This is a genomic window from Stenotrophomonas maltophilia group sp. Smal13 (genome assembly GCF_030236855.1).
GTDB lineage: Bacteria > Pseudomonadota > Gammaproteobacteria > Xanthomonadales > Xanthomonadaceae > Stenotrophomonas > Stenotrophomonas maltophilia_A.
Map to the genome: position 1 here is coordinate 1 of NZ_JASJSQ010000070.1, position 26,646 is coordinate 26,646.

The 26,646-nt window shown below is 66.6% G+C and carries 26 protein-coding genes; 20 read left to right on the forward strand and 6 right to left on the reverse strand.

The genetic code is table 11. The features are described 5' to 3' along the window. The first annotated feature begins 146 nt into the window (after window positions 1-146). The 12 genes from queF (at window position 147) to QRO95_RS18980 (ending at window position 10,921) form a co-directional block, all read left to right on the forward strand. On the forward strand, window positions 147-965 hold the full coding sequence (queF, locus tag QRO95_RS18925; RefSeq protein ID WP_285303200.1) for an NADPH-dependent 7-cyano-7-deazaguanine reductase QueF: 819 nt from the start codon (window positions 147-149) through the stop codon (window positions 963-965). Between the two features lie 219 nt (window positions 966-1,184). Then, on the forward strand, window positions 1,185-1,478 hold the full coding sequence (locus tag QRO95_RS18930; RefSeq protein ID WP_005419771.1) for a LysM peptidoglycan-binding domain-containing protein: 294 nt from the start codon (window positions 1,185-1,187) through the stop codon (window positions 1,476-1,478). Window positions 1,479-1,522: 44 nt separating this feature from the next. Further along, on the forward strand, window positions 1,523-2,035 hold the full coding sequence (locus QRO95_RS18935; protein ID WP_032130280.1) for a hypothetical protein: 513 nt from the start codon (window positions 1,523-1,525) through the stop codon (window positions 2,033-2,035). Window positions 2,036-2,197: 162 nt separating this feature from the next. Next, on the forward strand, window positions 2,198-2,428 hold the full coding sequence (locus QRO95_RS18940) for a hypothetical protein (protein ID WP_134951482.1): 231 nt from the start codon (window positions 2,198-2,200) through the stop codon (window positions 2,426-2,428). Window position 2,429: 1 nt separating this feature from the next. After that, a complete protein-coding gene (locus QRO95_RS18945; protein ID WP_285303201.1) occupies window positions 2,430-2,984 on the forward strand; it encodes a hypothetical protein in 555 nt (184 codons plus the stop codon). Window positions 2,985-3,212: 228 nt separating this feature from the next. Further along, window positions 3,213-5,435: an NADP-dependent isocitrate dehydrogenase gene (locus tag QRO95_RS18950; RefSeq protein ID WP_049401649.1), complete on the forward strand. Its 2,223-nt coding sequence runs from the start codon at window positions 3,213-3,215 to the stop codon at window positions 5,433-5,435. A 308-nt stretch (window positions 5,436-5,743) separates the two neighbouring features. After that, window positions 5,744-6,709, forward strand: coding sequence for a hypothetical protein (locus QRO95_RS18955; protein WP_121504244.1), 966 nt, complete (start codon window positions 5,744-5,746; stop codon window positions 6,707-6,709). After that, on the forward strand, window positions 6,702-7,250 hold the full coding sequence (locus tag QRO95_RS18960; protein ID WP_032130283.1) for an ATP/GTP-binding protein: 549 nt from the start codon (window positions 6,702-6,704) through the stop codon (window positions 7,248-7,250). The genes QRO95_RS18955 and QRO95_RS18960 overlap by 8 nt, the downstream gene beginning before the upstream one ends. Next, window positions 7,243-7,656, forward strand: coding sequence for a roadblock/LC7 domain-containing protein (locus QRO95_RS18965; RefSeq protein WP_285303203.1), 414 nt, complete (start codon window positions 7,243-7,245; stop codon window positions 7,654-7,656). Before QRO95_RS18960 ends, QRO95_RS18965 begins: the two co-directional genes overlap by 8 nt. A 53-nt stretch (window positions 7,657-7,709) precedes the next feature. Continuing rightward, a complete protein-coding gene (locus QRO95_RS18970) occupies window positions 7,710-8,069 on the forward strand; it encodes a hypothetical protein (protein WP_005419760.1) in 360 nt (119 codons plus the stop codon). 169 nt (window positions 8,070-8,238) lie between these two features. Next, the gene (gene aceK / locus QRO95_RS18975; protein WP_032130285.1) at window positions 8,239-9,969 is read left to right on the forward strand and encodes a bifunctional isocitrate dehydrogenase kinase/phosphatase; all 1,731 of its coding nucleotides are present in this window, start codon (window positions 8,239-8,241) and stop codon (window positions 9,967-9,969) included. A gap of 61 nt (window positions 9,970-10,030) precedes the next feature. After that, complete coding sequence (locus QRO95_RS18980) at window positions 10,031-10,921, forward strand: energy transducer TonB (protein WP_032130286.1); 891 nt, start codon at window positions 10,031-10,033, stop codon at window positions 10,919-10,921. A 34-nt stretch (window positions 10,922-10,955) separates the two neighbouring features. Here the strand turns inward: QRO95_RS18980 and QRO95_RS18985 are convergent, their stop codons facing one another. The 3 genes from QRO95_RS18985 to trxA all read right to left on the reverse strand — a co-directional run bounded on the left by QRO95_RS18985 (window position 10,956) and on the right by trxA (window position 15,041). After that, a complete protein-coding gene (locus tag QRO95_RS18985; protein ID WP_032130287.1) occupies window positions 10,956-12,530 on the reverse strand; it encodes a sensor domain-containing diguanylate cyclase in 1,575 nt (524 codons plus the stop codon). Window positions 12,531-12,740: 210 nt separating this feature from the next. Further along, window positions 12,741-14,483 (reverse strand): transcription termination factor Rho, encoded by a 1,743-nt coding sequence (gene rho / locus QRO95_RS18990; protein WP_029379723.1) that lies wholly within the window; start codon window positions 14,481-14,483, stop codon window positions 12,741-12,743. Window positions 14,484-14,711: 228 nt separating this feature from the next. Then, entirely contained in the window at window positions 14,712-15,041 is a 330-nt protein-coding gene (gene trxA / locus QRO95_RS18995) for a thioredoxin (RefSeq protein WP_005411275.1), read from the reverse strand. Window positions 15,042-15,551: 510 nt separating this feature from the next. Between trxA and rhlB the strand changes: the two genes are divergently transcribed. The 8 genes from rhlB (at window position 15,552) to QRO95_RS19035 (ending at window position 22,695) form a co-directional block, all read left to right on the forward strand. Then, the gene (gene rhlB, locus QRO95_RS19000; protein ID WP_032129537.1) at window positions 15,552-17,276 is read left to right on the forward strand and encodes an ATP-dependent RNA helicase RhlB; all 1,725 of its coding nucleotides are present in this window, start codon (window positions 15,552-15,554) and stop codon (window positions 17,274-17,276) included. 178 nt (window positions 17,277-17,454) lie between these two features. Next, window positions 17,455-18,141, forward strand: a complete 687-nt coding sequence (gene ftsE, locus QRO95_RS19005) for a cell division ATP-binding protein FtsE (protein ID WP_032129538.1) — start codon at window positions 17,455-17,457, stop codon at window positions 18,139-18,141. A gap of 3 nt (window positions 18,142-18,144) precedes the next feature. Next, on the forward strand, window positions 18,145-19,092 hold the full coding sequence (ftsX, locus tag QRO95_RS19010; protein WP_010481047.1) for a permease-like cell division protein FtsX: 948 nt from the start codon (window positions 18,145-18,147) through the stop codon (window positions 19,090-19,092). 7 nt (window positions 19,093-19,099) lie between these two features. Continuing rightward, a complete protein-coding gene (locus QRO95_RS19015) occupies window positions 19,100-19,942 on the forward strand; it encodes a response regulator (protein WP_032129540.1) in 843 nt (280 codons plus the stop codon). Between the two features lie 9 nt (window positions 19,943-19,951). Further along, complete coding sequence (gene ung / locus QRO95_RS19020) at window positions 19,952-20,665, forward strand: uracil-DNA glycosylase (RefSeq protein WP_049400766.1); 714 nt, start codon at window positions 19,952-19,954, stop codon at window positions 20,663-20,665. A gap of 278 nt (window positions 20,666-20,943) precedes the next feature. Next, the gene (gene rpoH, locus QRO95_RS19025) at window positions 20,944-21,819 is read left to right on the forward strand and encodes an RNA polymerase sigma factor RpoH (RefSeq protein WP_032129545.1); all 876 of its coding nucleotides are present in this window, start codon (window positions 20,944-20,946) and stop codon (window positions 21,817-21,819) included. 176 nt (window positions 21,820-21,995) lie between these two features. Continuing rightward, complete coding sequence (locus QRO95_RS19030) at window positions 21,996-22,379, forward strand: type II toxin-antitoxin system RelE/ParE family toxin (RefSeq protein WP_404830366.1); 384 nt, start codon at window positions 21,996-21,998, stop codon at window positions 22,377-22,379. Continuing rightward, the gene (locus QRO95_RS19035) at window positions 22,363-22,695 is read left to right on the forward strand and encodes a DNA-binding transcriptional regulator (protein ID WP_019338970.1); all 333 of its coding nucleotides are present in this window, start codon (window positions 22,363-22,365) and stop codon (window positions 22,693-22,695) included. Before QRO95_RS19030 ends, QRO95_RS19035 begins: the two co-directional genes overlap by 17 nt. A 113-nt stretch (window positions 22,696-22,808) precedes the next feature. Here QRO95_RS19035 and purD read toward each other — a convergent pair whose 3' ends face one another. From purD to purH, 3 genes are read right to left on the reverse strand one after another with little or no spacing between them, the layout of a single operon-like run. Further along, a complete protein-coding gene (gene purD / locus QRO95_RS19040; RefSeq protein WP_285303205.1) occupies window positions 22,809-24,092 on the reverse strand; it encodes a phosphoribosylamine--glycine ligase in 1,284 nt (427 codons plus the stop codon). Window positions 24,093-24,150: 58 nt separating this feature from the next. After that, complete coding sequence (locus QRO95_RS19045; RefSeq protein ID WP_071229356.1) at window positions 24,151-25,029, reverse strand: hypothetical protein; 879 nt, start codon at window positions 25,027-25,029, stop codon at window positions 24,151-24,153. A gap of 16 nt (window positions 25,030-25,045) precedes the next feature. Next, window positions 25,046-26,629, reverse strand: a complete 1,584-nt coding sequence (gene purH / locus QRO95_RS19050) for a bifunctional phosphoribosylaminoimidazolecarboxamide formyltransferase/IMP cyclohydrolase (RefSeq protein ID WP_285303206.1) — start codon at window positions 26,627-26,629, stop codon at window positions 25,046-25,048. Between the last annotated feature and the right edge of the window lie 17 nt (window positions 26,630-26,646).

Genomic DNA, 26,646 nt, shown 5'->3' on the forward strand with positions numbered 1-26,646 from the left:
CGAGCTTACATGGACGTACTTGCAGCGGCCCCCAGCCAACCCACTCTCCCGGCCGACCCCGAGATACTGCCCTGAACCACCACGGAGGGGCTCCGCCGTTGGCCGGCCCGGCCGAAGGCCCGCCCTCCGCGCGATACAATGCCCCCATGAACACCCCACAGGATTCCAGCCTCGGTCGCGAGGTCAGTTACCCGTCGCAGTACGATCCCGGCCTGCTGTTTCCCATCCCCCGCAGCGGTGCCCGCGCCGAGATCGGCCTCGACGACGCCGCGCTGCCGTTCGTCGGCCATGACCGCTGGCATGCCTTCGAGCTGAGCTGGCTCGACCCGCGTGGCAAGCCGCAGGTCGCCGTTGCCACCGTGCAGGTGCCGTGCACCTCGCCGCGCCTGATCGAATCGAAGTCGTTCAAGCTGTACCTCAACTCCCTCAACAGCACCCGTGTCGACAGCGCCGAGGCACTGCGCGCGCGCATCGTCGACGACCTGTCTGCCTGCGCCGGTGCGCCGGTCCAGATCGAGTTCGGCCTGCCGGGCCTGCGTGAGACGCCGCTCGGTGAATCCATCGACGGACTGGACGTGGAGATCGACTGCTACGGCCCGCCCCAGGCGGACTTTCTGACTGCCGACGCGGGCGAGGTGGTGGAGGAGACCCTGGTCTCGTCGCTGCTGAAGTCCAACTGCCCGGTCACCGGCCAGCCGGACTGGGCAACGGTCAGCCTGCGTTACCGTGGGCCGAAGATCGACCGCGCGGGCCTGCTGCGCTACCTGGTCAGCTACCGCGAGCACGCCGAGTTCCACGAGCAGTGCGTTGAGCGGATCTTCAGCGAAGTGTCCGCCCGCTGCCAGCCGCAGTGGCTGGAAGTGGAGGCCCGCTATACCCGCCGTGGTGGCCTGGACATCAATCCCTGGCGGGCCAGCCCCGGCATCGCTGCCCCGGCCGCGACCTACCGCGAACTGCGGCAATAACTGCCGCAGGCGATTACGGGTAGTGCCGGCCGCTGGCCGGCAACCGCAGGGAACCCGCATCCAGGGCCAGGGCAAGCCGGCCAGCGGCCGGCACTACCGGGCACCGTCTCTCCCGATTGTTCAGCCGCCCCCGGGGGCGGCTTCACATCTGCACCATCCCCATTTAACAACCGCCATGGCAACGTGCGAACCACGTAGTCATGCAGACGGGAGTTGTGGATGAGTACCGAGAAGAAAGCCGATTTCTCCGGCGTCAGTGGCAGCGTCGACAGTACCGCCGAGCAGGTGCCGAAGGCGGACTTCTCTGGCGTCAGCGCTTCGGTGGACAGCACCGCAGACGTCGTCAGCGGCGGCACCTACACCGTGCAGAAGGGTGACTCGTTGTCGAAGATCGCCAAGCAGCATCTGGGCGACGCCAATGCCTGGAAGAAGATCTTCGAAGCCAATCGCGATGTGCTTGACGACCCGGACAAGATCTTCCCGGGCCAGACCCTGAAACTGCCGCCGAAGTAAACGGCGATCGAACGCCGTCCTACAATCCCTGGGAGGAACCCCGAATGATCAAGACCACCCCGCTCCAGACCGCCCTGATTGCCGCCCTGCTGGGCAGCGTTGCCCTGGTCGGTTGCAAGAAGAAAGAAGAATCGACCGACAGCAACGCCGCCCCGGCAGCGACCGCTCCGGCCGAACCGGCAGCACCGGCGCCGATGACCGGCGCACCGCCGCCGATGGCAGAAGCCGCTGCCGTCAGCGTCTCGGCCGTCACCGTCGGCAAGACCGCAGCCGCCGACAAGTCGGTTGCAACGACGGCATTGTTCGCACCGAAGGATGACGTCATCGTCTCGGTCAAGACCGACGGTGCCGCCAACAACGTCACCGTTGGCGCGAAGCTGACCTACCAGGACGGCCAAGTGGCCGGCGAACAGAACGCCACCCTGAACACCAGTGGTGCGGAAACCACCAACGTCACGTTCAAGAATGCAAAGGGCTGGCCGGCCGGCAAGTACCGCGCCGAAGTCACCGTCGATGGCAAGGCGGCCGGAACGCCGCAGGAGTTCGAGGTCAAGTAAGTCCTGCCGACTCTCTCCCGGCAGGGCTCACGATGGACGCAGCCGCGAGGCTGCGTCCTTTTTTATTGGGCGATACTCGGAAGCACTCCGCGGGCCGCCCGTAATGAGATAAAGCTTGTCAACGGGGAAACCTCCCACCGCAGCGGACGGAGTTTCGCGGAGTTGGGCGGAAAGAAGGGCGAGATCAATGTCCTGGATAGATTTGACAAGGGTGTTGTTCCTCATGAAGTGTCACATCTTGGCGGTGTGGATGATCTTTATGACAAGACGACGGGGCTGCCCAATCCTGCACGTGGCGACGGAATCATGAATAGGGTTCCCGGTGTGGTTGACAGCCATACCATCGGTGGAATTGTGGAAGGCGATTCGGCGGTTCAAAAACGGGAGCGTTGAGATGCTTGCACGCATTTTGGTTTTCTTCGCTTTCTTGTGCCCGCTCACCTCGTGGGCCCAGGAATCTAGCCTGTGGAGCTACAGCTGCGACCACTTTCTGTACGGTGCCTGCCTGCGCGTGCCAACAGGCATGTCCGTGACCTACGAGGCACCTGTTGACTTTGGTCTGCACCGCATCAGGCATGAAGGTAGGGAAGTCGCCTTGATCTACGAGGGCGATGCCCCCGAAAAGCCTGCGTCAGGAAGCACGCCGGATCTGCGCTTCACGGACGGCGGATATGTCGTGTCGGGGTATGCAAGGGCGGAAGGAGGTTCCACCCGGTACGACGTCTACGTTCGACCCGGATCGTCTGGCGCCGGTTCGCTGCACATCCGAGGCTCTGCAGCGACGGTTGATGAACTCGCCAGCCTGGCCGCCGTCGTTGGTGGATTGCGCATCTGCAACTTCCAGCAAAGCAAGCGCTCACAGACATTGACCTGTCCAAGGCGTGCCGAGTGGGGGCCGCGATTGTCGGAATGGGTCATGCGTTCATCCACGAGCGGGAAGTCGAACTAGCCATCAAGCCTCAGCTTCCAGACCGGAAGCGAGCCAACGACGAAACACAGCGGTCCAGTACCGCCGCGTATGGCACGGCTTTGCCCCGCGCGGCTGAAAACGCGACAATGCAGGGGTTTCCCCGCCGCGCGCCCACCCTGACGGCGGCGGGGGAAGTGACACGGTTGCACGTGGCCCGGCGCTGGCGCCGGCCTTCCCCTGAGCATTGCTACAGAGTCCAAGTCCCCCATGTCCAAGATCCTCTACACGCTGACCGACGAAGCACCGTTCCTGGCCACCCAGTCGCTGCTGCCGATCGTCGACGCCTATACCTCCACCGCCGGCATCGCGGTGGAAACCCGTGACATCTCGCTGTCCGGCCGCATCCTGTCGCTGTTCCCGGAACTGCTGAGCGACGCGCAGAAGGTCAGCGACGACCTGGCCGAGCTGGGCCAGCTGGCGACCACCCCGGACGCCAACATCATCAAGCTGCCGAACATCTCCGCTTCGGTGCCGCAGCTGAAGGCGGCCATCAAGGAACTGCAGGACCAGGGCTATCCGCTGCCGGATTACCCGGAAACCCCGGCTGACGACCAGCAGCGCGACTACAAGGCGCGCTATGACAAGGTCAAGGGCAGCGCGGTGAACCCGGTGCTGCGCGAAGGCAACTCCGACCGCCGCGCACCGCTGTCGGTGAAGAACTATGCGCGCAAGCACCCGCACCGCATGGGCGCCTGGGCGTCGGATTCGAAGTCGCACGTCGCGCACATGGCCGCCGGTGATTTCTACGGCAGCGAAAAGTCGGCCACCCTGGCCAACGCCGGTTCGCTGAAGATCACCTTCCACGGCAAGGACGGCAGCACCGTCGTGCTGAAGGAAAAGACCGCGGTCAAGGCCGGCGAGATCGTCGACGCCGCCGTCATGAGCCGCAAGGCACTGGCCGCCTTCATCGGCGAGCAGATCGCCGATGCCAAGGCCCAGGGCGTGCTGTTCTCGCTGCACCTGAAGGCGACCATGATGAAGGTCTCCGACCCGATCATGTTCGGCGTGGCGGTCAACGAGTTCTACAAGGACGTGCTGGCCAAGCACGCCGACGTGCTCAAGCAGGCGGGTTTCGATGCCAACAACGGCATCGGTGACCTGGCCGCACGCCTGCCGTCGCTGCCGGAAGCCACCCGCGCTGCGATCGAAGCCGACCTCGCCGCCGAGTACGCACAGCGTCCGGGCGTGGCCATGGTCAACTCGGACAAGGGCATCACCAACCTGCACGTGCCGAGCGACGTGATCGTCGACGCCTCGATGCCGGCGATGATCCGCGACTCCGGCAAGATGTGGAACGCCGAAGGCAAGCTGCAGGACACCAAGGCGGTCATTCCGGATCGCTGCTACGCCGGTGTGTACCAGGCCGTCATCGACGACTGCAAGGCGCACGGCGCCTTCGACCCGGCCACCATGGGTTCGGTGCCGAACGTCGGCCTGATGGCGCAGAAGGCCGAAGAGTACGGCTCGCACGACAAGACCTTCCAGATCGCTGCTGATGGCGTGGTCAAGGTCACTGACGATGCCGGCACCGTGGTGTTCGAGCACGCCGTGGAAGCCGGTGACATCTGGCGCATGTGCCAGACCAAGGACGCGCCGATCCAGGACTGGGTCAAGCTGGCCGTCGAACGCGCCCGCCTGAGCAGCACCCCGGCCGTGTTCTGGCTCGATGCCGCCCGCGCCCACGACGCGCAGGTCATCGCCAAGGTCGAGCAGTACCTGAAGAACCACGACACCAGCGGCCTGGATATCCGCATCCTTCCGCCGGTGGAAGCCACCGCGTTCTCGCTGGACCGCATCCGCAAGGGCGAGGACACCATCTCGGTGACCGGCAACGTGCTGCGCGACTACCTGACCGACCTGTTCCCGATCATGGAGCTGGGCACCAGCGCCAAGATGCTGTCGATCGTGCCGCTGATGGCCGGTGGCGGCCTGTTCGAGACCGGCGCCGGTGGTTCGGCCCCGAAGCACGTGCAGCAGTTCGTTGAAGAGGACTACCTGCGCTGGGATTCGCTGGGCGAATTCCTGGCTCTGGCCGCGTCGCTGGAACACCTGGGCAACCGCTACGACAACGCCGCAGCCCGCGTGCTGGCCAAGGCACTGGACGAAGCCAACGGCCAGTTCCTGGACAACGACAAGTCGCCGTCGCGCAAGCTGGGTGGCATCGACAACCGCGGCAGCCACTTCTACATCGCGCTGTACTGGGCGCAGGCGCTGGCCGCGCAGGACGAAGACGCCGCACTGAAGGCGCGCTTCGCCCCGCTGGCCAAGGCGCTGACCGACAACGAGCAGAAGATCGTTGACGAGCTGATCGCGGTGCAGGGCAAGGCCGTGGACATCGGCGGCTACTACCGCCCGGACGTGGCCAAGGCCAGCAAGGCGATGCGCCCGAGCGCGACCTTCAACGCCGCGCTGGAGCAGCTGCGCGGCTGATCCATCGCCGCTCGGCCGTGACACCGGAACCCGCGCTTCGGCGCGGGTTTCTTTTTGGGCCAGGATTACTGCGGCCCTTCATCCACGCATGGCGTCGATCTACCGGGGTCCAGAACCGTGACATCCATCGGCTGTCGGAATGCCGTCAAAGGGGCATGAAACTTGCCCGCGATGGCCGTCGCAGAACGGATAGGAGACAGCCTGCAACCGCCCTCGATCTGAGCAGTCGATCACGACGGCTGCCGCTGGCGATGCCCTAGCCTTGGCGACGCGAGGCCACCGGGGAGGTGGCCGCACGGGGAACACGGATGGCACGCGTGCTGGTAGTGGGAACCGACATCCAGGGCGAGCAGGCTCTGCTGCAGCGGCTGCGCGTGGCATCGGCCCTGCCGGACGGCCAGATCCGCCGCAGCCAGGACCTGGATGATTGCGATCTGCTGGTCATCCGCGATACGCCGGCGCTGCGCAACGCGGCCCAGCGCATGCGTCAGCAGCGTCCGCGACTGCAGTGCTGGATCGAAGACCTGGGCGGCCAGCTGCGTGACGGTGATGGGCACCAGGATGTGCTTGACGATGGTGCCATCGGCCGCGCGCTGCGCCGCATGCAGTTGGCGCCGGAGCCCATGGCCATGCACGCACCCGCACCGATCCGTCTGGCTGATGGTGCGCATGCCATCACCCGACTGCTGCGCGAGCGGCTGCCGCTGCGACAGGGGCAGGCACTGTTGAGTGATGCGGGCGAGCCTCTGCTGCTGATGGATCTGGAGCACGACCAGGCCGTGCTGCTGCAGGAACCGGCTGCGGCGCTGGTGGAGCGTCTGGCCGATGCCTTCGAACGCCTGCAACTGGATGCGCTGACACCCGCACGCCTGCAGGCGCTGGCCGGTGAGCGGCCACGCCAGCCACTGCGACCGCTGCTGTGGCAGTGGGCACAGCGCAGCCGCCATTGGCAGGCATTGGACGAACGCCTGCGTGGCGCTTCAGTGAAGCTGCTGCGCTGGCCGGACTTCCGCGTACTGGGCCACGACCATGATGGCTTCCGCCTGTGTTCGCTGCTGCTCAAGCGCGCGTGCACGGTTGACGAGTGCGTGATGCTGCTTGATTTGCCGGCTGCGGCGGTGCGCGATTTCATCCATGCCGCCTACCTGTGCGGCTACGCGCAGCTGCAGACTGCACCGGCGACGCCGCTGATGGCGACAGGTGGCACCCGCACCGACAACGGCCTGCTTGCCCGTCTGTGGCGGCACCTGCGCGGGAGCGAACGCAATGCGTGAGCACAAGGTGGTGGTGCTGGGCGGCATGGGCAGCGGCAAGTCGACCCTGGTACGCAGCATCGCGGCTGGCGCGGTGGTCGACACGGATGTGGCCAACAGTGATCGCCTCGGCGCCGACAAGGCCTCCACCACCGTAGCGCTGGACTACGCAGACATCGACCTGCCCAACGGCGAACGCCTGCGTCTCTACGGCACACCCGGCCAGCAGCGTTTCGATTTCCTGTGGCCGATCCTGCTGCAGGGCGCGCGTGGCGCGGTGCTGCTGCTGGATGCGCGCCGCGCCGGTCTGGCCAGCGAACTGGAAGGCTACCTGCAGGTGCTGCAGCCGTTCGCTTCATCCCTGGCACTGGTGGTGGCGGTCACCCACCTGGACCAGGCACCGCAGGCCGCACTGGACGACTGGGCCGCCCGTGCCTGCCTTGACGAGCAGCCGCTGCCGCTGCTCGCCGTGGATGCCCGTGACCGCGAACAGGGACTGCTGCTGATGGATGTACTGATGAGCGAAATGGAAGCGCACGCACTGGTGGCGGCGCATGGCTGACGGGCAGGCGGCGGTACTGCCTGCCCGTCAGCGAGAGCGCCTGCAGCCCTTGCTGCAGGATCTGCTGCAGCGTGTTGAAGGCGTGCGCACGGTCGTGCTGGCCAGCGTCGATGGTTTTGCGCTGGTGAGTGCTGGTGCCGAAGGGCGCGGCGAGCGGCTGGCGGCGATGACCAGCGCGATGCTGGCGCTGGCCGCGGCAGTGGGCCGCGAACTGCTGCTGGGCGATCTGCAGACGCTGATGCTGGAAGCGGCGGGCGGCAAGGTGCTGATGCTGGCGATCCAGGCCGAAGGGCGCGCACCGCTGCTGCTGATGGCGGCCTGCGACCAGCGCAGCGTGATCGGCCAGGTGCTGTGGCAGAGCAGGGAATGTGGCCAGGCGATCCTGGCCGAACTCGGCGGATCGTGAGCCCGGCCGCAGGGGAACGAGGGGCTCGAACCAACATCGACAAGGGGTGCGACGTGGCTGGATTGAATGAATCGTTGAACGCACTGATGGGCATCGACGGCGCGCAGGCAGTGGCGCTGGTCGACTACGAAAGCGGCATGCTGCTGGGCGAAGCCGGTGCCGGCATGGACATGGAAGTGGCCGCCGCCGGCAACACTGAAGTGATCCGCGCCAAGATGAAGACCGCCGCGTCGCTGAACCTCAACGACAGCATCGAGGACATCCTGATCTCGCTGGGCAAGGCGTACCACATCATGCGCCCGGTGGCGAAGAAGAAGGGCCTGTTCTTCTACATCGTGCTGGACCGGACCAAATCCAACCTGGCGCTGGCGCGGCGCAAGGTGCAGGACGTAGAGGCCGAACTGGCGATCTGATCCACCGGCGCGTTGTAGAGTCGAGCTTGCTCGACTGCTTCTGCCCCTGCCTTCTGTAGAGTCGAGCCGTGCTCGACTTCGGCCAAAAGCAGTCGAGCATGGCTCGACTCTACACAAGCCACCCCACGCCAGCGTATGGTGGAGACGGTCCTCCCCGGGTACGCCGTGCATGTCAGAGCCTGTCATCGCAACCGTACTGGCGCCGCGTATCGCCGGTGCCATCCGCGATGGTTTCGAGCAGTACCATGCCCGCTTCGCGGCGATCACCGCGCGGGCGCGGCAGCGCTTCGAGCAGCGCGATTGGGCTGGTGCGCGACAGGATGCGGTCGAGCGCATCGCCCTGTACGACCTGTGCATCGCCGAGCAGATGGATGCGTTGCGCCGCCTCGCCGGTGACGCGATCGGCGAGCGTGCGCTGTGGCTGCAGGTGCACGCGCAGTACAGCGCGCTGCTGCAGGGCCTGATCGACGCCGAGCTGTACAAGACCTTCTACAACACGCTGTCGCGGCGCCTGTTCGCTACCCGCGGCGTGGACCCGGCGCTGGAATTCATTGCTTTCGACGTCGAGCCCTCCGATGCAATCACCCATCCGGTCGCGCGGCATACCTACGCGGTCTCGCCGACGCGGCCGGTGGAGGCCCTGCAACGCGTGCTGGCCGACTACCGTTTCGACATCCCCTATGCGCACCAGCTGCGCTGTGCGGCGGCCATCGCCGTGCGCCTGCAGGACGACCTCGCCCATTGGGGGGACACGCCGGTACGCAGCATCGAACTGCTCGACACGGTGTTCTACCGCGAGCGCCGCGCTTACCTGGTTGGCCGCGTGTTCGGCGAGCATCGCTTTTCGCCATGCGTGATTGCCCTGGTCAACGATGCGCGCGGCCTGCGTGCCGATGCGGTGCTGACCCGGCGCCGTGATGTCGCCCATCTGTTTGGCGTGTCGCGCAGCTACTTCCAGGCTGACCTGGGCACCGTGGGCGACGCGGTGGTGTTCCTGCGCAGCCTGCTGCCGGGCAAGCCGATCGACGAGATCTACACGGTGCTGGGACGTGCCAAGCAGGGCAAGACCGAGCGCTACCGAACCTTCTTCCGACACTTCAACGAGCATCCGCAGGAACGGCTGGTGCATGCCGAAGGCACGCCGGGCATGGTCATGGCGGTGTTCACCCTGCCCAGTTATCCATTGGTGTTCAAGCTGATCCGTGACCGTTTCGCCTGGCCCAAGGCAATGTCGCGGCAGCAGGTGGAAGAGAAGTACGCGCTGGTGTTCAATCTCGATCGTGTCGGCCGCCTGCTTGATGCGCAGCCTTATCGCCACCTGCGTTTCCCGCGCGAGCGCTTCGCGCCGGCCCTGCTGGAAGAGCTGCTGCAGCAGTGCGCGCAGAGCGTACGTGTCGATGGCGACGAGGTCGAAGTCGCACTGTGCTATGTGCAACGTCGTTTCCGTCCTTTGAATCTGTACCTGCGCGAGCAGTCCGGCGAGGCGGTGCGTGCGGCGGTGCTCGACTACGCGCAGGCGATCACCGACATGGCGCGCAACAACATCTTCCCCGGCGACATGCTGCCGAAGAACTTCGGTGTGTCACGGCACGGCCGGGCCGTGTTCTATGACTATGACGAGCTGTGCCTGGTCAGCGACTGCGTGTTCCGCGCCTGGCCGCAGCCACGCACGCCGGAGGAAGCGATGGCCGACGAGCCCTGGTTCCATGTCGGCCCGCGCGACGTGTTTCCCGAGCGCTTCGGTCCGTTCATGGGCCTGCCTGCTGCGGAGCTGGCAGCCGTGCGCGAGCACTACCGGCACCTGTTCGACCCGGGCTGGTGGCAGGGCCTGCAGGAACGCTTCGCCCGGGGTGATTATCCGGACACGCCGCCCTACGCAGGCGCACACCGGCTGGCGTGAACCGGCTGTCATCGCGGCTGGGACTGGGATAGGCTCGCCGTTCATCACCAAGGATCCGGCAATGATGCGTTCCCCACTGTTTCTCGCCCTCGCGCTGGCCGTAGGTGCCGGCGCCCCCCTGCTTGCAGGCGATGCAACTGCGCAGACCGCACGTGCTGTACGTGCGACTGCGGAAATGAGCATGGTGCTGTCCGGTCATATCGAGGTCACGCCGGAGGGCGCGGTCCGTTCGCTGGTGCTGGACCAGAAAGCCATGGTGGCCCCGAGCATCGCCTCCTTCGTGGAAGGTACCATCGGTGGCTGGCGCTTCGAGCCCACGCTGCGCGATGGCCAGGCAGTGGCCACGCGGGCCCCTTTGCGCGTTCGCCTGCGCGGCAAGGCTGCGGCCGATGGCGGTTATGAAATCAGCATGACCAGTGTCGACTTCAGCGAGTACGATCCGAAGGCTACCGATTCGGTGACCCAGCTGCACATGACGCCGCCGCGCTACCCGGAAGCGGCCTACCGTAACGGTGGCCAGGGTGAGGTGCTGCTGTTGGTCAAGGTGGCCCGTGACGGAACAGTGGCCGATGTGGCCGCCGAGCAGGTGAACATGGCCGTGGTCGCACCTGAGCGGACCCTGGCCAAGATGCGTGACATCCTGGCCAGAGCCAGTGTCAGCACCGCCCGCACGTGGACCTTCAAGCCGCCGACCACCGGCGAGGACAGCACCCGGGACAGCTGGACGGTTCGCATCCCGGTGAACTTCGCCCTGAACAATGATCCCAATGCAGTGGCGGAACGCTATGGCCGCTGGCGCGCCTTCATTCCGGGGCCGCGGCAGACCGTCCCGTGGCGCGAGGCGGACCCGGTCGAGCAGGTCGGCAGCGATCTGCTGCCGGAAGGCGGCGTCTACATGGTGGACGGCGCCAAGCGCGGCCTGCGCCTGCTGACCCCGCTGGCGCAGGGCTGAGACCCGCTGCGGAGCCGGGCAGCCCGGCTCCGCGTCAGTCGGCGTACGGGTAGACCACCACCCGGTTGCGGCCCTGTTCCTTGGCCATGTACAGCGCCTTGTCGGCCAGCCGCAGCGCCTGTTCTGCGTCGACATGGAAGCTGGGAAAGTGGGCCACGCCCAGCGATACGGTGATGGTGCCGACGGGTTCGAACGGATGGTCGGCGATGTGCTGGCGCAGGCGTTCACCGGCCTGGCGGGCTGACTCAGTACTGATGCCCGGCAGCAGCAGCAGGAACTCCTCGCCGCCGGCGCGGCAGAGGATGTCGCTGTCGCGCGAGTAGCGGCGCATCTGGTCGGCGATGTGGACGATGGCGTTGTCGCCGACGTCATGCCCGTAGCTGTCGTTGATCGACTTGAAGCGATCGATGTCCAGCGCCAGGATCGCGAACGGAATGCCCTGCACCTGCAGCGCATCCAGCGCCTGCTGCAGCCCGCGGCGGTTGAGCAGGCCGGTCAGCGGGTCGGTGCGGCTGGCACGGTTGAGCGTGCCGATACGATCCTGCAGCGCATTGAAGCTGTGCAGCACCGCCTGTTTGAGCTGGGCGACCTCGAAGTACCAGGCGCGGATGCCGCTGACGTGGTTGATCGCGTTGCCGGTGTCCTCGCCGCCCTGCACGTTGCGCGCCAGTTGCCACAGCGGCATCGAAATGCGGCGCGCGAACCACCAGGTGACCAGCAGCGACAGCAGGCCGAGTGGAATCGCATTCCAGATCACTGCGGTCATCAACCGCGACAGCGGCTGCAGGGTGGCCTCGGTCGGGCGCTGCGCGATGATGCCCCAGCCGGTGGCCGCCACCGGTGCATAGCCGGCCAGCATCGACACGCCGCGGTTGTTGCGTACCTGCTGTGCGCCCCGTTCTCCGCGCACCACGGCCTTCACCGCCGGGTTGCCGACCACGTAGTCACCCACCCGCTTGCCATCGGCGTGGTACAGCAGGCGGCCATTGCGGTCCACCACGTACAGGTAGGAACCGTCGCGGTAGTAGTGCTTGCCCAGCAGCGTGTGCAGTGCACTGCGCTGGCGCAGGTACAGGGTGCCGCTGACATAGCCGCGATAGCGGCCCTGGCGGTCGAAGATCGGGTGCGACAGCGACACCAGCAGCTTGCCGGTGGCCGATTGGTACGGATCACTGATCATCGGCTGGCGCGCCGCCAGTGCCGCGTTGTTGCCGACACTGTGCAGCACTTCACCCTGCAGCTGCAGGGTCTGCGGCGAGGTGGCGATCACCAGGCCGTCGGCGTCCACCACCAGCGAGGAGTTGAAGCTGCTGGACTGCAGCTGCAGGCGGCTGGCTTCATCCTGGGCCTGCTTCGGATCAAGGTCGTCCTCGCCCAGGCGGGTCGCGGCATAGGCCAGCTGCTGCTGCGCGGCCAGCAGGAAGTTCTGGGTGGTCTCGGCCAGCTTGGTGGCGTAGACGCGGTTGGCTTCCAGGGTATTGCCGACCAGCTGGTCGCGCTGCACGCGGTAGCTGGCCAGCAGGGTATTGGCCAGGGCGATGATGGCGCTGAGCAGGGCCAGGGCGAGGATCAGCTTGCCCAGGTTGAGGCGGGGGGACAGCGTTCGCATGCGTCGACGGATCCGGCAGGAGGCTGGACCCGACCGGTTCTCCGGAAGGGGCGACAGCGGGAATCGGTGGCAGGGCCCACGGGGGCCGGGCAGGGTATCGCGCGGATTATCGCCAAAAGCGGGCGCCAGCGAAGTGAAGTGCGTCGCCCTGCAGGCAAAAAAAAACCTGCCGCAGCGAGCGGCAGGTTTCTTCTGATGCAGCGCCAGGGATCAGCGCTTCATCGAACCGAAGAACTCGTCGTTGGACTTGGTGTTCTTCATCTTGTCCAGCAGGAACTCCATCGCGGCCATTTCATCCATCGGATGCAGCAGCTTGCGCAGGATCCAGATCTTCTGCAGCAGCTCCGGTTCGATCAGCAGGTCTTCGCGGCGGGTGCCGGAACGGTTGATGTCGATGGCCGGGAACACGCGCTTTTCAGCGATACGGCGGCTCAGGTGCACTTCGCTGTTGCCGGTGCCCTTGAACTCTTCGTAGATCACCTCGTCCATCTTCGAGCCGGTGTCGACCAGCGCGGTGGCGATGATGGTCAGGCTGCCGCCTTCTTCCACGTTGCGCGCGGCACCGAAGAAGCGCTTCGGGCGGTGCAGGGCGTTGGCGTCCACACCACCGGTCAGCACCTTGCCCGAGCTCGGCACCACGTTGTTGTAGGCGCGGGCCAGGCGGGTGATCGAGTCGAGCAGGATCACCACGTCCTTCTTGTGCTCGACCAGGCGCTTGGCGCGCTCGATGACCATTTCGGCCACCTGCACGTGGCGCGCGGCCGGCTCGTCGAAGGTCGAGCTGATGACCTCGCCGCGCACGGTGCGCTGCATTTCGGTCACTTCTTCCGGGCGCTCGTCGATCAGCAGCACGATCAGGTGCACGTCCGGATGGTTGGTGGTGATGGCGGTGGCGACCTGCTGCATCATCATGGTCTTGCCGGCCTTCGGCTGCGACACGATGAGCGAGCGCTGGCCCTTGCCCTGCGGGGCCATCAGGTCGAGGATGCGGCCGGTGATGTCTTCCGACGAACCGTTGCCGCGCTCCAGGGTGAAGCGGCGGCGCGGGAACAGTGCGGTCAGGTTCTCGAACAGCACCTTGTTCTTCGACGCTTCGATCGGCTCGCCGTTGATGGTGTCGACGATGTTCAGCGCGAAGTAGCGCTCGCCGTCCTTCGGGAAGCGGATGCGGCCGGAGATGTGGTCGCCGGTGCGCAGGTTGAAGCGGCGGATCTGGCTGGGCGAGATGTAGGTGTCGTCCGGGCCGGCCAGGTAGCTGGCTTCGGCCGCGCGCAGGAAGCCGAAGCCGTCCGGCAGGATTTCCAGCACGCCGTCGGCGGCGACGCCGTCACCGTGGCGGGTCAGCACCTTCAGCAGGGCGAAGATCACGTCCTGCTTGCGGGCACGGGCCACGCCTTCGGAGATCTGCAGCTGCTCGGCGATTTCCAGCAGCTTCTGTGCCGGCATGCGCTTGAGGTCGCTCAGCGAGTAGACCGGGAAGCCTTCGGGTACGTTGGCGTGCGGGCGCGGCACGAACGGCTGCTGCTCGCCGCCGTCGTTGGGCAGGCCATCGTCGCGGAAGCGGTTGTTGCGGTCACGGTCGCGGCGGTTGCGGAAGCGGTCACGGCGGTTGCCCTGACCTTGCCCCTGGCCCTGCTGGCCGTTCTGGTTGTACGGGTTCTGGCCCTGGTTCTGGCCGCCCCCCTGGTGGTTCTGCTGGCGCGGCTGGCCGGATTCGCGACCCTCACCGCCTTCGCCACCGCCACTGCTGGCGGGGGCCTCGGCGGCGGGCGCGCTCGGTGCAGGGGCAGCAGCCGGTGCCTCGGGCGCGGCGGCCAGCGGCAGGGTCGGCTGCGCCGGCGCGGCGCTGGTTTCGGCGGCTGCCGGAGCGGCGGCCTTGCTCACGCGGGGCTTGCGCACGCGCTTTTCGGCGGGCGCATCGGCGCTGCCGGTTTCGGAAGTGTTATCGGACAAGAGCGTTATTCCTCGCTTGAAGGTGCGAGCGCCCGGCTGGGGCGGCGAACGTTGGGAATGGGTCTGGAAGAAACTGCGTCCAGAGGGTGCGGCACGCGAACGCGGCCGGATATGCCGACACTATCATCGGCCTGCGGCGCCACGCAAGGGTCGCCGGGAACAGCATTCATCATGGGCGCGGGGCGCCCGCCGGCAGCCGCGGTCGGCGGCTGCCGGAGAACAGCAGGATCAGGCCAGGGCCTTGTCCAGCAGGCCGGCCAGCTGGGCCTTGCCCACCGCACCGATCTGCTCGCCGACCTTCTCGCCGTCCTTGAACACGACCAGGTACGGAATCGAACGCACGTGGTACTTGGCGGCCAGCGCACGGTTGTGGTCGACGTTGACCTTGGCGATCTTGGCGCGGCCCTGGTAGGCATCGGCCAGTTCGTCCAGCGCCGGGGCGATCATCTTGCACGGGCCACACCACTCGGCCCAGAAATCGACCAGCACCGGTTCCTTGGAATTCAGCACTGCGCTATCAAAGTCGGCGTCGCCGACATGTACAACCTTGTCGCTCATCTTGGTTTCTCGTCTTGGATTGCACCCGGCCATGCCGGAGGTGGGTGAACTGGGCCATGCCCGGTGGCGCGACCCTCGTCGTTGCCTCGCGGCGCACTGCCGCGGTGCGTTCGGCGGGATGCCTGGACGCTCACGGCCGGCAGTGTACCCCTATCGCAGGGCGGGGACAGGCGCCGGCTGGAACCCAGCGTATCGTGATCGCTTCGATGCCTGGTATGTGTCGGATTTCACTGTCTTCCTGTACATGGGGCTGGCAGCGGGCGACACCAGCGGCCCTGGCAGGGCCGTTCAAGTCCGGTGTGGCTGGGTGAAGGGTGCCGTCTCTTGACTTTATGAGACAGCTCATTCCGGTTTGCCGGCCCGAGTGCGTTAAACTGGGGCATTGTGCGGCGCGCGGACCGGGTGGTCCCAGCCTGCCAACCCGCCGCAGGGGCCGCAGTTTGCGACGGTGCCCCTAGACGATGAAGTGCCAGCCGCCCCACGGGCCGGCGGCCATACCAAGACGGACTCATGAGCGACAAACCGCTGACCGATTTGACCTTCTCCTCCTTCGAGCTGCATCCGGCCCTGCAGGCCGGCCTTGAAGGAGCCGGATTCACCCGCTGCACCCCGATCCAGGCGCTGACCCTGCCGGTCGCGCTGCCCGGTGGTGATGTTGCCGGCCAGGCCCAGACCGGCACCGGCAAGACCCTGGCCTTCCTGGTCGCTGTCGTGAACCGCCTGCTGACCCGCCCGGCCCTGGCCGACCGCAAGCCGGAAGATCCGCGCGCGCTGATCCTTGCCCCAACCCGCGAACTGGCCATCCAGATCCACAAGGATGCGGTGAAGTTCGGTTCCGACCTGGGCCTGCGTTTCGCGCTGGTCTACGGCGGCGTGGATTACGACAAGCAGCGCGAACTGCTGCAGCAGGGCGTGGACGTGATCATCGCCACCCCGGGCCGCCTGATCGACTACGTGAAGCAGCACAAGGTGGTCTCGCTGCACGCCTGCGAGATCTGCGTGCTGGACGAAGCCGACCGCATGTTCGACCTGGGCTTCATCAAGGACATCCGCTTCCTGCTGCGCCGCATGCCCGAGCGCACCACCCGCCAGACCCTGCTGTTCAGTGCCACCCTCAGCCACCGCGTGCTTGAGCTGGCCTACGAGCACATGAACGAACCGCAGAAGCTGGTGGTTGAAGCCGAGACCATCACCGCCGCGCGCGTGCGCCAGCGCATCTACTTCCCGGCCGACGACGAGAAGATCCCGCTGCTGCTGGGTCTGCTGTCGCGCAGCGAAGGCGCGCGCACCATGGTCTTCGTCAACACCAAGGTGTTCGTCGAACGCGTCGCCCGTTCGCTGGAAAAGGCCGGTTACCGTGTCGGCGTGCTGTCCGGCGACGTGCCGCAGAAGAAGCGTGAGAGCCTGCTCAACCGCTTCCAGAAGGGCCAGCTGGAAATCCTGGTGGCCACCGACGTGGCCGCGCGCGGCCTGCACATCGATGGCATCAAGTACGTCTACAACTACGACCTGCCGTTCGACGCCGAAGACTACGTGCACCGCATCGGCCGTACCGCGCGCCTGGGCGAAGAGGGCGATGCGATCAGCTTCGCCTGCGAACGCTATGCGATGGGCCTGCCGGACATCGAGGCCTACATCGAGCAGAAGATTCCGTCCGAGCCGGTCACCAAGGAACTGCTGACCCCGCTGCCGCGCCCGGAACGCCCGGCCCCGGCTGCAGGCGAGGAAGGCGAGGACAACGAAAGCGTCGGTCAGATCTTCCGCGAAGCGCGCGAAGCCCGCGCTGCCGAGGAGGAGCGCCGTGGCGGTGGCCGGAGTGGCGGCCGTTCCGGCAGTGGTGGTGGCCGCGGTGGCCGCGACGGTGAGCGCAGCGGCGAGCGCCGTTCGCGTGGCCCGCGCAAGCCGCGCGTGGAAGGCGAGCAGGGCGCTGCCGCCCCGGCCGCCGGTGCCGAAGGCGCTGCCGCGCAGGCCCCGCGTCCGCCGCGCCCGCCGCGTGCTGAAGGCGCACCGGAAGGTGCGGTGGACGGTGAGCACAAGCCGCGCAAGCGCCGTCGTCGTCGCCACGGCCGTCCGGTCGAAGGTGCCGAGGGTGTGCAGAACGCCGCCGGCAATGGCGCCAGCCCGGTCACCCCGGTGCAGGTGGTGGCCAAGCCGGTGCGCACGGCTGCTGATACCGGCGATTCGTTCCTGACCCGCATCGGCCGCAAGATCCGCCGGATGCTGTCGGGTAGCTGATCGGCGCTGCCGATCAGCGGGTAGCACCCGACCGTTGGTCGGGTGACCTTGACCGGTGTGCCGACCAACGGTCGGCACCCACCCTGGCCGGCAACCCACGAAGCTGCCGGCCAGCGGCCGGCACTACCGATGGCGCGACCGTCTCCACGACGTCGCGCCGGTCCTGCATAATCGGGGCATGAGTGTCCTGCGCTTCGACAATGTCAGCAAACAGTACGCCGGTGGCCACGAGGCACTGACCGATGTCAGCTTCGAGGTCGCGCCGGGCGAGATGCTGTTCGTCACCGGCCATTCCGGTGCGGGCAAAAGCACCCTGCTCAAGTTGATCCACCTGGACGAGCGGCCCAGCCGCGGCGCGGTGGTGTTCGACGAGCGCAACCTGCTGAAGGTGCGCGGTGGCGACGTGCCCCGCCATCGACGCGCGGTCGGCGCGGTCTACCAGGACCACCGCCTGCTGATGGACCGCTCTATTGCCGAGAACGTGGCGCTGCCGCTGATCCTGCGCGGCACCCGCCGTAGCGACATCAACAAGCGTGTGCGCTCGGTGCTCGAGCGGATGGGCCTGGGCCATCGCGAGAAGGCGCTGCCCTCGCAGCTGTCGGCCGGTGAGCAGCAGCGCGTCGGCATCGCCCGCGCCATTGTCGGTGAGCCCAAGCTGCTGGTGGCCGATGAGCCGACCGGCAACCTCGACCCGACCCTGGCGGCGGAGATCATGGCCCTGTTCGCCGAGCTGCCCGCGCGCGGCACCAGCGTGCTGGTGGTCAGTCACGACCTGCCGCTGTTGCGCCGCATGCGCAAGCGCGTGCTGATCCTTGACCACGGCCGGCTGGTGGATGACATCTCGCCGCAGGACCTGGCGGAGTAATCGATGGCGAAGAACGAAAACAGCGAAGCCGCCGCCCCGTCGCGTGTGGGCGTCTGGTTCCAGCACCACGTGCACAGCGTGGTGTTCAGCCTCGGCCGCGCCTGCCGCAAGCCGTGGGCGACTCTGCTGACGGTGATGGTCATGGCGCTGGCGCTGGCCCTGCCGCTGGGCCTGTCGATCGCGCTGGACAACCTCAAGCAGTTCGCCGGCAGCGTGCAGCAGTCGCGCGACATCAACGTGTTCCTGAAGGGCAACGTCGATGGTCCCGGCGCGCTGCGCCTGGCCGGCCAGCTGCGCGATCGCGATGACGTGGCCGAAGTGAACGTGCGCACGCCGGAGCAGGGCCTGCAGGAACTGCGCGATGCCGGCCTCGGCGAGGCGATCGATGCACTCAACGACAACCCGCTGCCCTCGCTGCTGGTGATCACTCCGGGCCAGGGCAAGGACGACGCACGCCTGGCGCGCGCGCTGGAAAGCCTGCCCGAGGCCGACCTGGTGCAGCACGATGCGCTGTGGCGCCAGCGCCTGGATGCCTGGCTGGCGTTCGGTGCGCGGCTGGTGCAGGTGCTGTCGGTGCTGCTCGGCGTGGGCGCCGCGCTGGTGGTCGGCAACACCGTGCGCCTGGACATCCAGGCCCGCCGCGAAGAGATCGGCGTGCTGCAGCTGCTCGGCGCCAGTGATGGCTTCATCCGGCGCCCGTTCCTGTACCTGGGCGCGTGGTATGGCCTGGGTGCCGGCGCGGTGGCGCTGGCCCTGATTGCTGCGGCCGGCGCCGCCCTGCGCGTGCCGCTGGCCGAACTCTCGCGCAGCTACGGCAGCCCGTTCGTGCTGCACGGCCTGGACCTGCTGCATGGCAGCCTGGTCCTGCTCGGCACACTGCTGCTGGGCTGGCTGGGCGCGTGGCTGGTGACCGGCCATTTCCTTCGCCAGACCCGCCCGACCGACACCTGAGACCGGCATGCAACCGCAAGCGCTGAAGCACCTTGAAGGGCCCGCGACGCGGGTGATGGTGGTCGATGGGTCAAAGCTGGTCCGCAAGCTGATCGCCGACGTCCTGCAGCGCGACCTGCCGGGCGTGGAAGTGATCGGCTGCGACAGCATCGAGGATGCGCAGCTGGCGCTGGCGCAGGGCCCGGTGGATCTGGTGACCACCTCGTTGACCCTGCGTGATGGCGACGGCCTGGCACTGGCGCGGATGGTGCGCGAAGCCGCAGGCCAGGCCTATGTGCCGGTGATCGTGGTCTCCGGCGATGCCCAGCAGCATCTGGAGCAGCGCCGCTTCACCGAGTACGTCACCGACTATTTCGACAAGGCGCTGGGCCACGAGGCACTGGCGACCTTCATCCGCGGCTACGTGCAGCCGCAGACCATTCCCGGCGCCACCATCCTCTATATCGAGGACAGCCGCGTGGTCGCCGAGGCTACCAAGCGCATGCTGGAACGCCAGCAGTTGAACGTGCTGCACGTGGTCAGCGCCGAAGAGGCGTTCACCCTGCTCACTGCCGAGTCGCTGGGCCGCAGTCGCCACCGCATCGACCTGGTGCTGACCGACGTCACCCTGAAGGGCGAACTGAGCGGTCGCGACGTGGTGCAGCGCGTGCGCGTGGACTTCGGCTACGGCAAGCGTCGCCTGCCGGTGCTGGTGATGACCGGCGATGGCAACCCGCACAACCAGACCGGGCTGCTGCAGTCCGGTGCCAACGACCTGGTGCTCAAGCCGATCGAAGAGCGCCTGCTGGTCACCAAGGTGCTGTTCCAGCTGCGCCTGGCCCGGTTGAACGATGGACCCCTGATTCGATGAAGTGGCGTGATGATTGATGAAGTAGCCGGCACCCCGACGATCCAGCTCGAGCCGAGCTGGAAGCAGCATGTCGGCGATTACCTGATGCAGCCGCAGATGCGCGAGCTGTCCAGCTTCCTGCGCCAGCGCAAGGCCAGCGGTGCGGCGGTGTTCCCGCCCGGCCCGCAGATCTTCGCTGCGTTCGATGCCACGCCGTTCGAGCAGGTGAAGGTGGTGATCCTCGGCCAGGACCCGTACCACGGCCGCGGTCAGGCGCATGGGCTGAGCTTCTCGGTGGCGCCCGGAGTGCCGGTGCCGCCGTCGCTGCTGAACATCTACAAGGAGATCGAGAGCGATCTCGGTATCCCGCGTCCGGACCATGGCTGCCTGATCCCGTGGGCGCAGCGCGGTGTGCTGCTGCTCAATGCCGTGCTGACGGTGGAAGAGGGCCAGGCCGGTGCCCACCAGGGGCGTGGCTGGGAAGGTTTCACCGACCACGTGGTGGATGTGCTCAACCGCGAACGCGACGGCCTGGTGTTCATGCTCTGGGGCGCGTACGCGCAGAAGAAGGGCAAGGTCATCGACACCCGCCGCCACCGTGTGCTGAAGTCGCCGCACCCGTCGCCGCTGTCGGCCCACCGCGGCTTCCTGGGCTGCCAGCATTTCTCGATGGCCAACGAGTACCTGCAGCGCCGCGGCCAGGCCCCGATCGACTGGTCGCTGCCGCCGCGTTCGGCGCTCTGACCGCCGGCGGGTGACCGGGGCTGAACGCCGGGCAACGTTTCCGGGCCTGAATGGGCTCTGCGGACGGCCCGTTCAGCTCCGCTTGACCGGAATCGGCCGGTTTCCAGCAGGTAATTGATTGAATTCCAAGGGATTGTGAATCCCGAAAAGCGTGCTCGCCACTGTCATCAAATCGCGCTACGGTAGGGCTCTGTTTGGGACCAGTGTTGCATCAATAGGATGCTGGAACTTTTTCCTCCTTTAGCAGTCCAAATCCCGGACTGCTAAGATGGGTGCCTATGAGCCAGAACACCTCTACTGCCCTTGTGGCAAACAATCTCCCGATTCCCAGTGCGCTCGGTTCGCTGGACGCCTACATCGGTGCCGTGCACCAGATCCCGGTGCTGTCGGTCGATGACGAACAGGACCTGGCCCGTCGCTTCCGCGACGGCAACGATCTCGACGCCGCCCGCGAGCTGGTGCATTCGCACCTGCGCTTCGTGGTGCACGTGGCCCGCGGCTACAACGGCTACGGCCTTGCGCTGGGCGACCTGATCCAGGAAGGCAACATCGGCCTGATGAAGGCGGTCAAGCGCTTCGACCCGGACATGGGCGTGCGCCTGGTCTCCTTTGCCGTGCACTGGATCCGTGCCGAGATGCACGAGTTCATCCTGAAGAACTGGCGCATCGTGAAGGTCGCCACCACCAAGGCGCAGCGTAAGCTGTTCTTCAACCTGCGCAAGTCGAAGACGCGCCTGGGCTGGATGAACGCGGCTGAGGTCAGCGCGGTGGCGAAGGACCTGAACGTGTCCGAGCGCGAGGTCATGGAAATGGAGTCGCGCCTGTCCGGTCGCGATATCGGTTTCGATGCGCCGACCGACGAGGACAACGAACACGCGCCGCCGTCGCCGGCTGCGTACCTGGTTGCCAACGACGAAGACCCGTCGATGGCCTACGAACGTGCAGACAGCGAAGACAACCAGATGCAGCTGCTGCGCGAAGGCCTCGCCGAGCTGGATGCGCGCTCGCGCGACATCATCCGCCGCCGCTGGCTGGATGCGGACAGCAAGGTGACGCTGCAGGAACTGGCTGACGAATACGGCGTGTCGGCCGAGCGTATCCGCCAGGTTGAAGCCAATGCGCTGAAGAAGATGAAGGCGCTGTTCACCGCGTAAGCGGGGTGGCGCTGGATTGAAGAAAGGCCCGGCAATGCCGGGCTTTTTCTTTTTGGTGGCGTTCTCATCCACGCATGGCGTGGCTCTAGTCTGACGCCAAAGCGGTGATTGCGCCGACCGGATCATGTGCTGGATGCTGATGTTCACGCCGTACCACGCAGTGGCATGGTATGATCATGCCACGCGTCTTCCGCACACGAAGTTTCAATCGCAGCATGCGCAGGACCACCCTGTCCGACGCTGCGCTGTACCGGTCGGTACGTGAAATGGAAGGGGGTCTGGTGGATGCTGATCTTGGCGGCGGAATCTTCAAGAAGCGCGTTGCCTTGCCGGGGCGAGGAAAGCGTGGGAGCGTCCGAACCATCGTCGCCACACAGCGAGGCGGGCATTGGTTCTTCCTTTTCGGCTACGAGAAGAATGAGCGTGCTGCGATCACGAATGCGGAACGCGATGCGCTGCAGTTGTACGCATCGGAGTTCCTGAAAATGAGTGCGGCGCAGTTGAATCGTGCCGTGGAGTACGGGGATCTACAGGAGATCGACCATGACGAAGACCCCTGAGCGACGGCGCGCGAAAAGTGCGCTTCTTGAGGCGGTGCATGATGCGGCTGTGAGTCTGCACGCGCATGGTTTCATCGATAAACGTCGATTGAGCAGCTACGAAGCGCTTTGCCTTGAGCCGGTGCCTGAGTACAGCAGTGCCCAGATACGTGCCCTGCGTACGTCATTGCAGCTCAGTCAGCCGGTCTTTGCGGGAGTTCTCAATACCAGCGTTTCCACCGTACGCAGCTGGGAGCAGGGCGAAAAGAAGCCCAGCGGACCGTCACTGAAGTTGCTTAACCTGATTGATCGGAAGGGACTCGAAGCAGTCCTGTAAAGCAAAGGCCCGGTTCTGCCGGGCCTTTGTTTTTCCGAGGCGTTCAATCCACGCATGGCGTGGATCTACCCAGTGTCAGTAGAGCCACGCCATGCGTGGCTGCGGCGCGGCCGTCACTCTTCGCGCGCGATCGCCCGCCAGCCGATGTCGTTGCGGTGGAACTCATTGGCCCAGGTCACCTTGGCCACGCCTGCATACGCATTCGCCTGCGCGTCGCGCACGCTGTCGCCCAGTGCGGCCACGCACAGAACGCGGCCGCCGGCGCTGACGACCTGGCCCTGCGCATCCAATGCCGTACCGGCATGGAACACCTTGGCACTGGCCGGCACATCGCCCAGGCCGGAAATCACGTCACCGGTGATCGGCGTTTCCGGGTAAGGCTTCGCCGCCAGCACCACGCCCAGCGACGGGCGCGCGTCCCAGTGTGCTTCCACCTGGTCCAGGCGGCCGTCGATGGCGGCTTCCACCAGCTCGACCAGATCCGACTGCAGGCGCAGCATCACCGGCTGGGTTTCCGGGTCGCCGAAGCGCACGTTGAATTCGATCACCTTCGGTGCGCCGTTGGCATCGATCATCAGGCCGGCGTAGAGAAAGCCGGTGAACGGGATGCCGTCGGCGATCATGCCCTGCACGGTAGGGTTCACCACCTCGCGCATCACGCGGGCGTGCACCTCCGGCGTGACCACCGGGGCCGGCGAATAGGCGCCCATGCCGCCGGTGTTCGGGCCGGTATCGCCGTCGCCGACGCGCTTGTGGTCCTGCGAGGTGGCCATCGGCAGCGCATGCATGCCGTCCACCATCGAAATGAAGCTGGCTTCCTCGCCGTCGAGGAATTCCTCGATCACCACGCGTGCACCGGCATCGCCGAACGCGTTGCCGGAGAGCATGTCACGCACCGCGTCTTCGGCTTCGGCCAGGGTCATTGCGACGATCACGCCCTTGCCAGCGGCCAGGCCATCGGCCTTGACCACGATCGGTGCGCCCTTCTCGCGGATGTAGGCCAGCGCGGCGTCCACCTCGGTGTGCACGGCGTAGAACGCGGTGGGGATGTTGTGGCGGGCCAGGAAGTCCTTGGCGTAGGCTTTGCTGCCTTCCAGCTGCGCGGCAGCAGCGGTCGGCCCGAAGATACGCAGGCCAGCAGCGCGGAAGTGGTCGACCACACCGGCCACCAGCGGTACTTCCGGGCCGACCACGGTCAGCGCCACGCCTTCGGCCTGTGCCAGCGCCAGCAGGCCGTCGATATCGGTGACCTTGACCGCCACGTTGCGGCACTTGTCTTCGCTGGCGGTGCCGGCGTTGCCGGGCGCCACGATCACTTCGGTGACACGGGAGGACTGGGCCAGCTTCCATGCCAGGGCGTGTTCGCGGCCGCCAGAGCCGATGACAAGTACGTTCATCACGAGATTCCAGATTGCGTGGGAAGGGAAGATCGATATCCCCGGCGGCGCGCGTGGTTCACTCGCAGCCTTCGCGTCGCAGCGATTCGGGGAAGGAATAGGCCCAGGTCTTCGGGTCCAGGGTGAAGCGGTGTTGCTGCCGGACCTGCTTGCCACCGCAGGTGGTGCCGGTTTCGTCGATCAGCAGCGGCCAGACCCGCGCGCTGCGGTCGCTGTCGTCGAAACGCAGGGCGAAATCGATGCTGAAGCGGCGGGTGCGGCAGTCATTGGCGGTGTCCGGGTCGGTACTGGCGTCGACCGTGTCGCACTCGTACTGGGCGTCATTGTCGATATGGCTGCGCACGCTGCCACTGGCCACCAGGCCGTTCGGGCCCGGCAGGATCAGCGACTGCGAGAGCAGCGAGAAGCCCTGCCCGAACCAGCCGTCCTCGACGCGGAAACCATAGAAGTCACTGCCGGCGCGGATGATGCTGGCGGTGCCGGGCTGGCCGCCGCTACCGAAGCGCTCGCCGGTCAGTTCGCTGGTCACCTCGAAGCCATCGCCCTTGGGGCGCAGCACAAAGAACTCGATGGTTCCCGGGTCGATGTGCGCGCCATCGACCAGCGCACCGCACACGGCCAACAACTGCTGCCAGCTGTCCCCGCTCACCACCGGTTGTTCCGCGCAGACCTGCCAGTCCACCGCATGGGTATCGCCATCGTCGGTCCAGCTGCCGCGCCATTCAGCGGAGAGCGTGGCGTTGCTGCCGTAGCGCTGGACCAGGAAAGCCTGCAGTCGTGCGGTGCGGCTGACATGCTGCGCCGGTGAGGCGGGGGCCATCGCAGGCGCATCTGCCTTCGGGCTCGCGCTGGGCTCGACAGCAGGCTTGCAGCCGGCCAGCATGGCCGCGCCCGCGAGGGCGAGGGCGGCCAGCGATTTCATTGAAACTGTGGACATCCGTGTCGCTCCAGGATCAGTGGCGGAAGTGGCGCACGCCGGTGAACACCATGGCCAGGCCATGTTCGTCGGCGGCGGCGATCACTTCGGCATCGCGCATCGAACCGCCCGGCTGGATGACCGCCTTGATGCCGGCGGCAGCAGCGGCGTCGATGCCGTCGCGGAACGGGAAGAACGCGTCGGAGGCCATCACCGAACCCTCGACTACCAGGTTCGCATCGGCCGCCTTGATGCCGGCGATGCGCGCGGAATAGACGCGGCTCATCTGCCCGGCGCCCACGCCAATCGTGCGGTTGTCCTTGGCATACACAATCGCGTTGGACTTCACGAACTTGGCCACCTTCCAGGCGAACAGCAGGTCGGTGAACTGCTTGTCGGTCGGCGCCAGCTTGCTGACCACCTTCAGTTCGTCGCGGGTCATGCCGCGGTTGTCCGAGGACTGCAGCAGCAGGCCCGAGCCGACGCGCTTGCTGTCGAAGTTGTTCAGGCCATCGCCGTGCGGGATGCGCAGCACGCGCACGTTGGCCTTCTTCTGTGCGTATTCCAGCGCGGCCGGCTCGTAGTCCGGGGCAATCAGCACTTCCACGAACTGGCGATCCAGGATCACCTTGGCAGTGGCGGCGTCCAGCGGTTTGTTGAAGGCGATGATGCCGCCGAAGGCGCTGGTCGGGTCGGTGGCGTAGGCCAGCTCGTAGGCATCGCCGTTGCCGGCACCGACGGCCACGCCGCACGGGTTGGCGTGCTTGACGATGACGCAGGCCGGCGCATCGAACTGGCGCACGCATTCCCACGCCGCGTCGGCATCGGCCAGGTTGTTGTAGCTCAGTTCCTTGCCCTGCAGCTGCTGGAAGGTGGCCAGCGTGCCCGGCACCGGATACAGGTCGCGGTAGAACGCGCCGCTCTGGTGCGGGTTCTCGCCGTAGCGCAGTTCCATCACCTTCACGAAGGTGGAGTTCATCTGTGCCGGGTACTCGGTACGCGCCGGCACCGCAGCGTCGGTGGCGGTGACCGCCGACAGGTAGTTGCTGATCGCGGCATCGTACTGGGCGACGCGGTTGAACGCGGCCACCGAGAACGCGAAGCGGGTGGCAGCCGACAGCTGGCCGTTGTTGGCCTCCAGCGAAGCCAGCAGCTCGGCGTACTGCGACGGATCGGTAGCCACCGCCACGCGGGCGAAGTTCTTGGCCGCCGAGCGCAGCATGGCCGGGCCGCCGATGTCGATGTTCTCGACCGCGTCGGCCAGGGTGCAATCGGCCTTGGCGGTGACCGACTCGAACGGGTACAGGTTCAGCACCAGCAGGTCGATGGCACCGATGCCGTGCTCGGCCATCACCGCATCATCCAGGCCCGAACGGCCCAGCAGGCCGCCATGCACCATCGGGTGCAGGGTCTTGACCCGGCCGTCCATCATTTCCGGGAAGCCGGTGACGTCGGCCACGTCCTTCACGGCCAGGCCGGCATCGCGGATCGCCTTGGCGGTGCCGCCGGTGGACAGCAGCTCCACGCCGCGTGCCGCCAGCGCAGTGGCCAGCTCGACCAGACCGGTCTTGTCGGAAACGGAGAGGAGGGCCCGGCGGACGGGCAACAGATCAGCAGTCATGGGACAGAATCGGCAGC

Bases quoted from the DNA above. Each gene is read 5' to 3' on its own strand.
- QRO95_RS18985 (WP_032130287.1), bottom strand. From the start codon at position 12,530: ATGCGAACGCTGTCCCCCCGCCTCAACCTGGGCAAGCTGATCCTCGCC.
- QRO95_RS18945 (WP_285303201.1), top strand. From the start codon at position 2,430: ATGCTTGCACGCATTTTGGTTTTCTTCGCTTTCTTGTGCCCGCTCACC.
- QRO95_RS19030 (WP_404830366.1), top strand. From the start codon at position 21,996: ATGCCACGCGTCTTCCGCACACGAAGTTTCAATCGCAGCATGCGCAGG.
- QRO95_RS18960 (WP_032130283.1), top strand. From the start codon at position 6,702: ATGCGTGAGCACAAGGTGGTGGTGCTGGGCGGCATGGGCAGCGGCAAG.
- QRO95_RS19045 (WP_071229356.1), bottom strand. From the start codon at position 25,029: ATGTCCACAGTTTCAATGAAATCGCTGGCCGCCCTCGCCCTCGCGGGC.
- QRO95_RS18930 (WP_005419771.1), top strand. From the start codon at position 1,185: ATGAGTACCGAGAAGAAAGCCGATTTCTCCGGCGTCAGTGGCAGCGTC.
- QRO95_RS18935 (WP_032130280.1), top strand. From the start codon at position 1,523: ATGATCAAGACCACCCCGCTCCAGACCGCCCTGATTGCCGCCCTGCTG.
- trxA (WP_005411275.1), bottom strand. From the start codon at position 15,041: ATGAGCGACAAGGTTGTACATGTCGGCGACGCCGACTTTGATAGCGCA.
- rhlB (WP_032129537.1), top strand. From the start codon at position 15,552: ATGAGCGACAAACCGCTGACCGATTTGACCTTCTCCTCCTTCGAGCTG.
- QRO95_RS19035 (WP_019338970.1), top strand. From the start codon at position 22,363: ATGACGAAGACCCCTGAGCGACGGCGCGCGAAAAGTGCGCTTCTTGAG.
- queF (WP_285303200.1), top strand. From the start codon at position 147: ATGAACACCCCACAGGATTCCAGCCTCGGTCGCGAGGTCAGTTACCCG.
- purD (WP_285303205.1), bottom strand. From the start codon at position 24,092: ATGAACGTACTTGTCATCGGCTCTGGCGGCCGCGAACACGCCCTGGCA.
- ung (WP_049400766.1), top strand. From the start codon at position 19,952: ATGATTGATGAAGTAGCCGGCACCCCGACGATCCAGCTCGAGCCGAGC.
- purH (WP_285303206.1), bottom strand. From the start codon at position 26,629: ATGACTGCTGATCTGTTGCCCGTCCGCCGGGCCCTCCTCTCCGTTTCC.
- QRO95_RS18965 (WP_285303203.1), top strand. From the start codon at position 7,243: ATGGCTGACGGGCAGGCGGCGGTACTGCCTGCCCGTCAGCGAGAGCGC.
- QRO95_RS18950 (WP_049401649.1), top strand. From the start codon at position 3,213: ATGTCCAAGATCCTCTACACGCTGACCGACGAAGCACCGTTCCTGGCC.
- QRO95_RS19015 (WP_032129540.1), top strand. From the start codon at position 19,100: ATGCAACCGCAAGCGCTGAAGCACCTTGAAGGGCCCGCGACGCGGGTG.
- ftsE (WP_032129538.1), top strand. From the start codon at position 17,455: ATGAGTGTCCTGCGCTTCGACAATGTCAGCAAACAGTACGCCGGTGGC.
- QRO95_RS18955 (WP_121504244.1), top strand. From the start codon at position 5,744: ATGGCACGCGTGCTGGTAGTGGGAACCGACATCCAGGGCGAGCAGGCT.
- rpoH (WP_032129545.1), top strand. From the start codon at position 20,944: ATGAGCCAGAACACCTCTACTGCCCTTGTGGCAAACAATCTCCCGATT.
- ftsX (WP_010481047.1), top strand. From the start codon at position 18,145: ATGGCGAAGAACGAAAACAGCGAAGCCGCCGCCCCGTCGCGTGTGGGC.
- aceK (WP_032130285.1), top strand. From the start codon at position 8,239: ATGTCAGAGCCTGTCATCGCAACCGTACTGGCGCCGCGTATCGCCGGT.
- QRO95_RS18980 (WP_032130286.1), top strand. From the start codon at position 10,031: ATGATGCGTTCCCCACTGTTTCTCGCCCTCGCGCTGGCCGTAGGTGCC.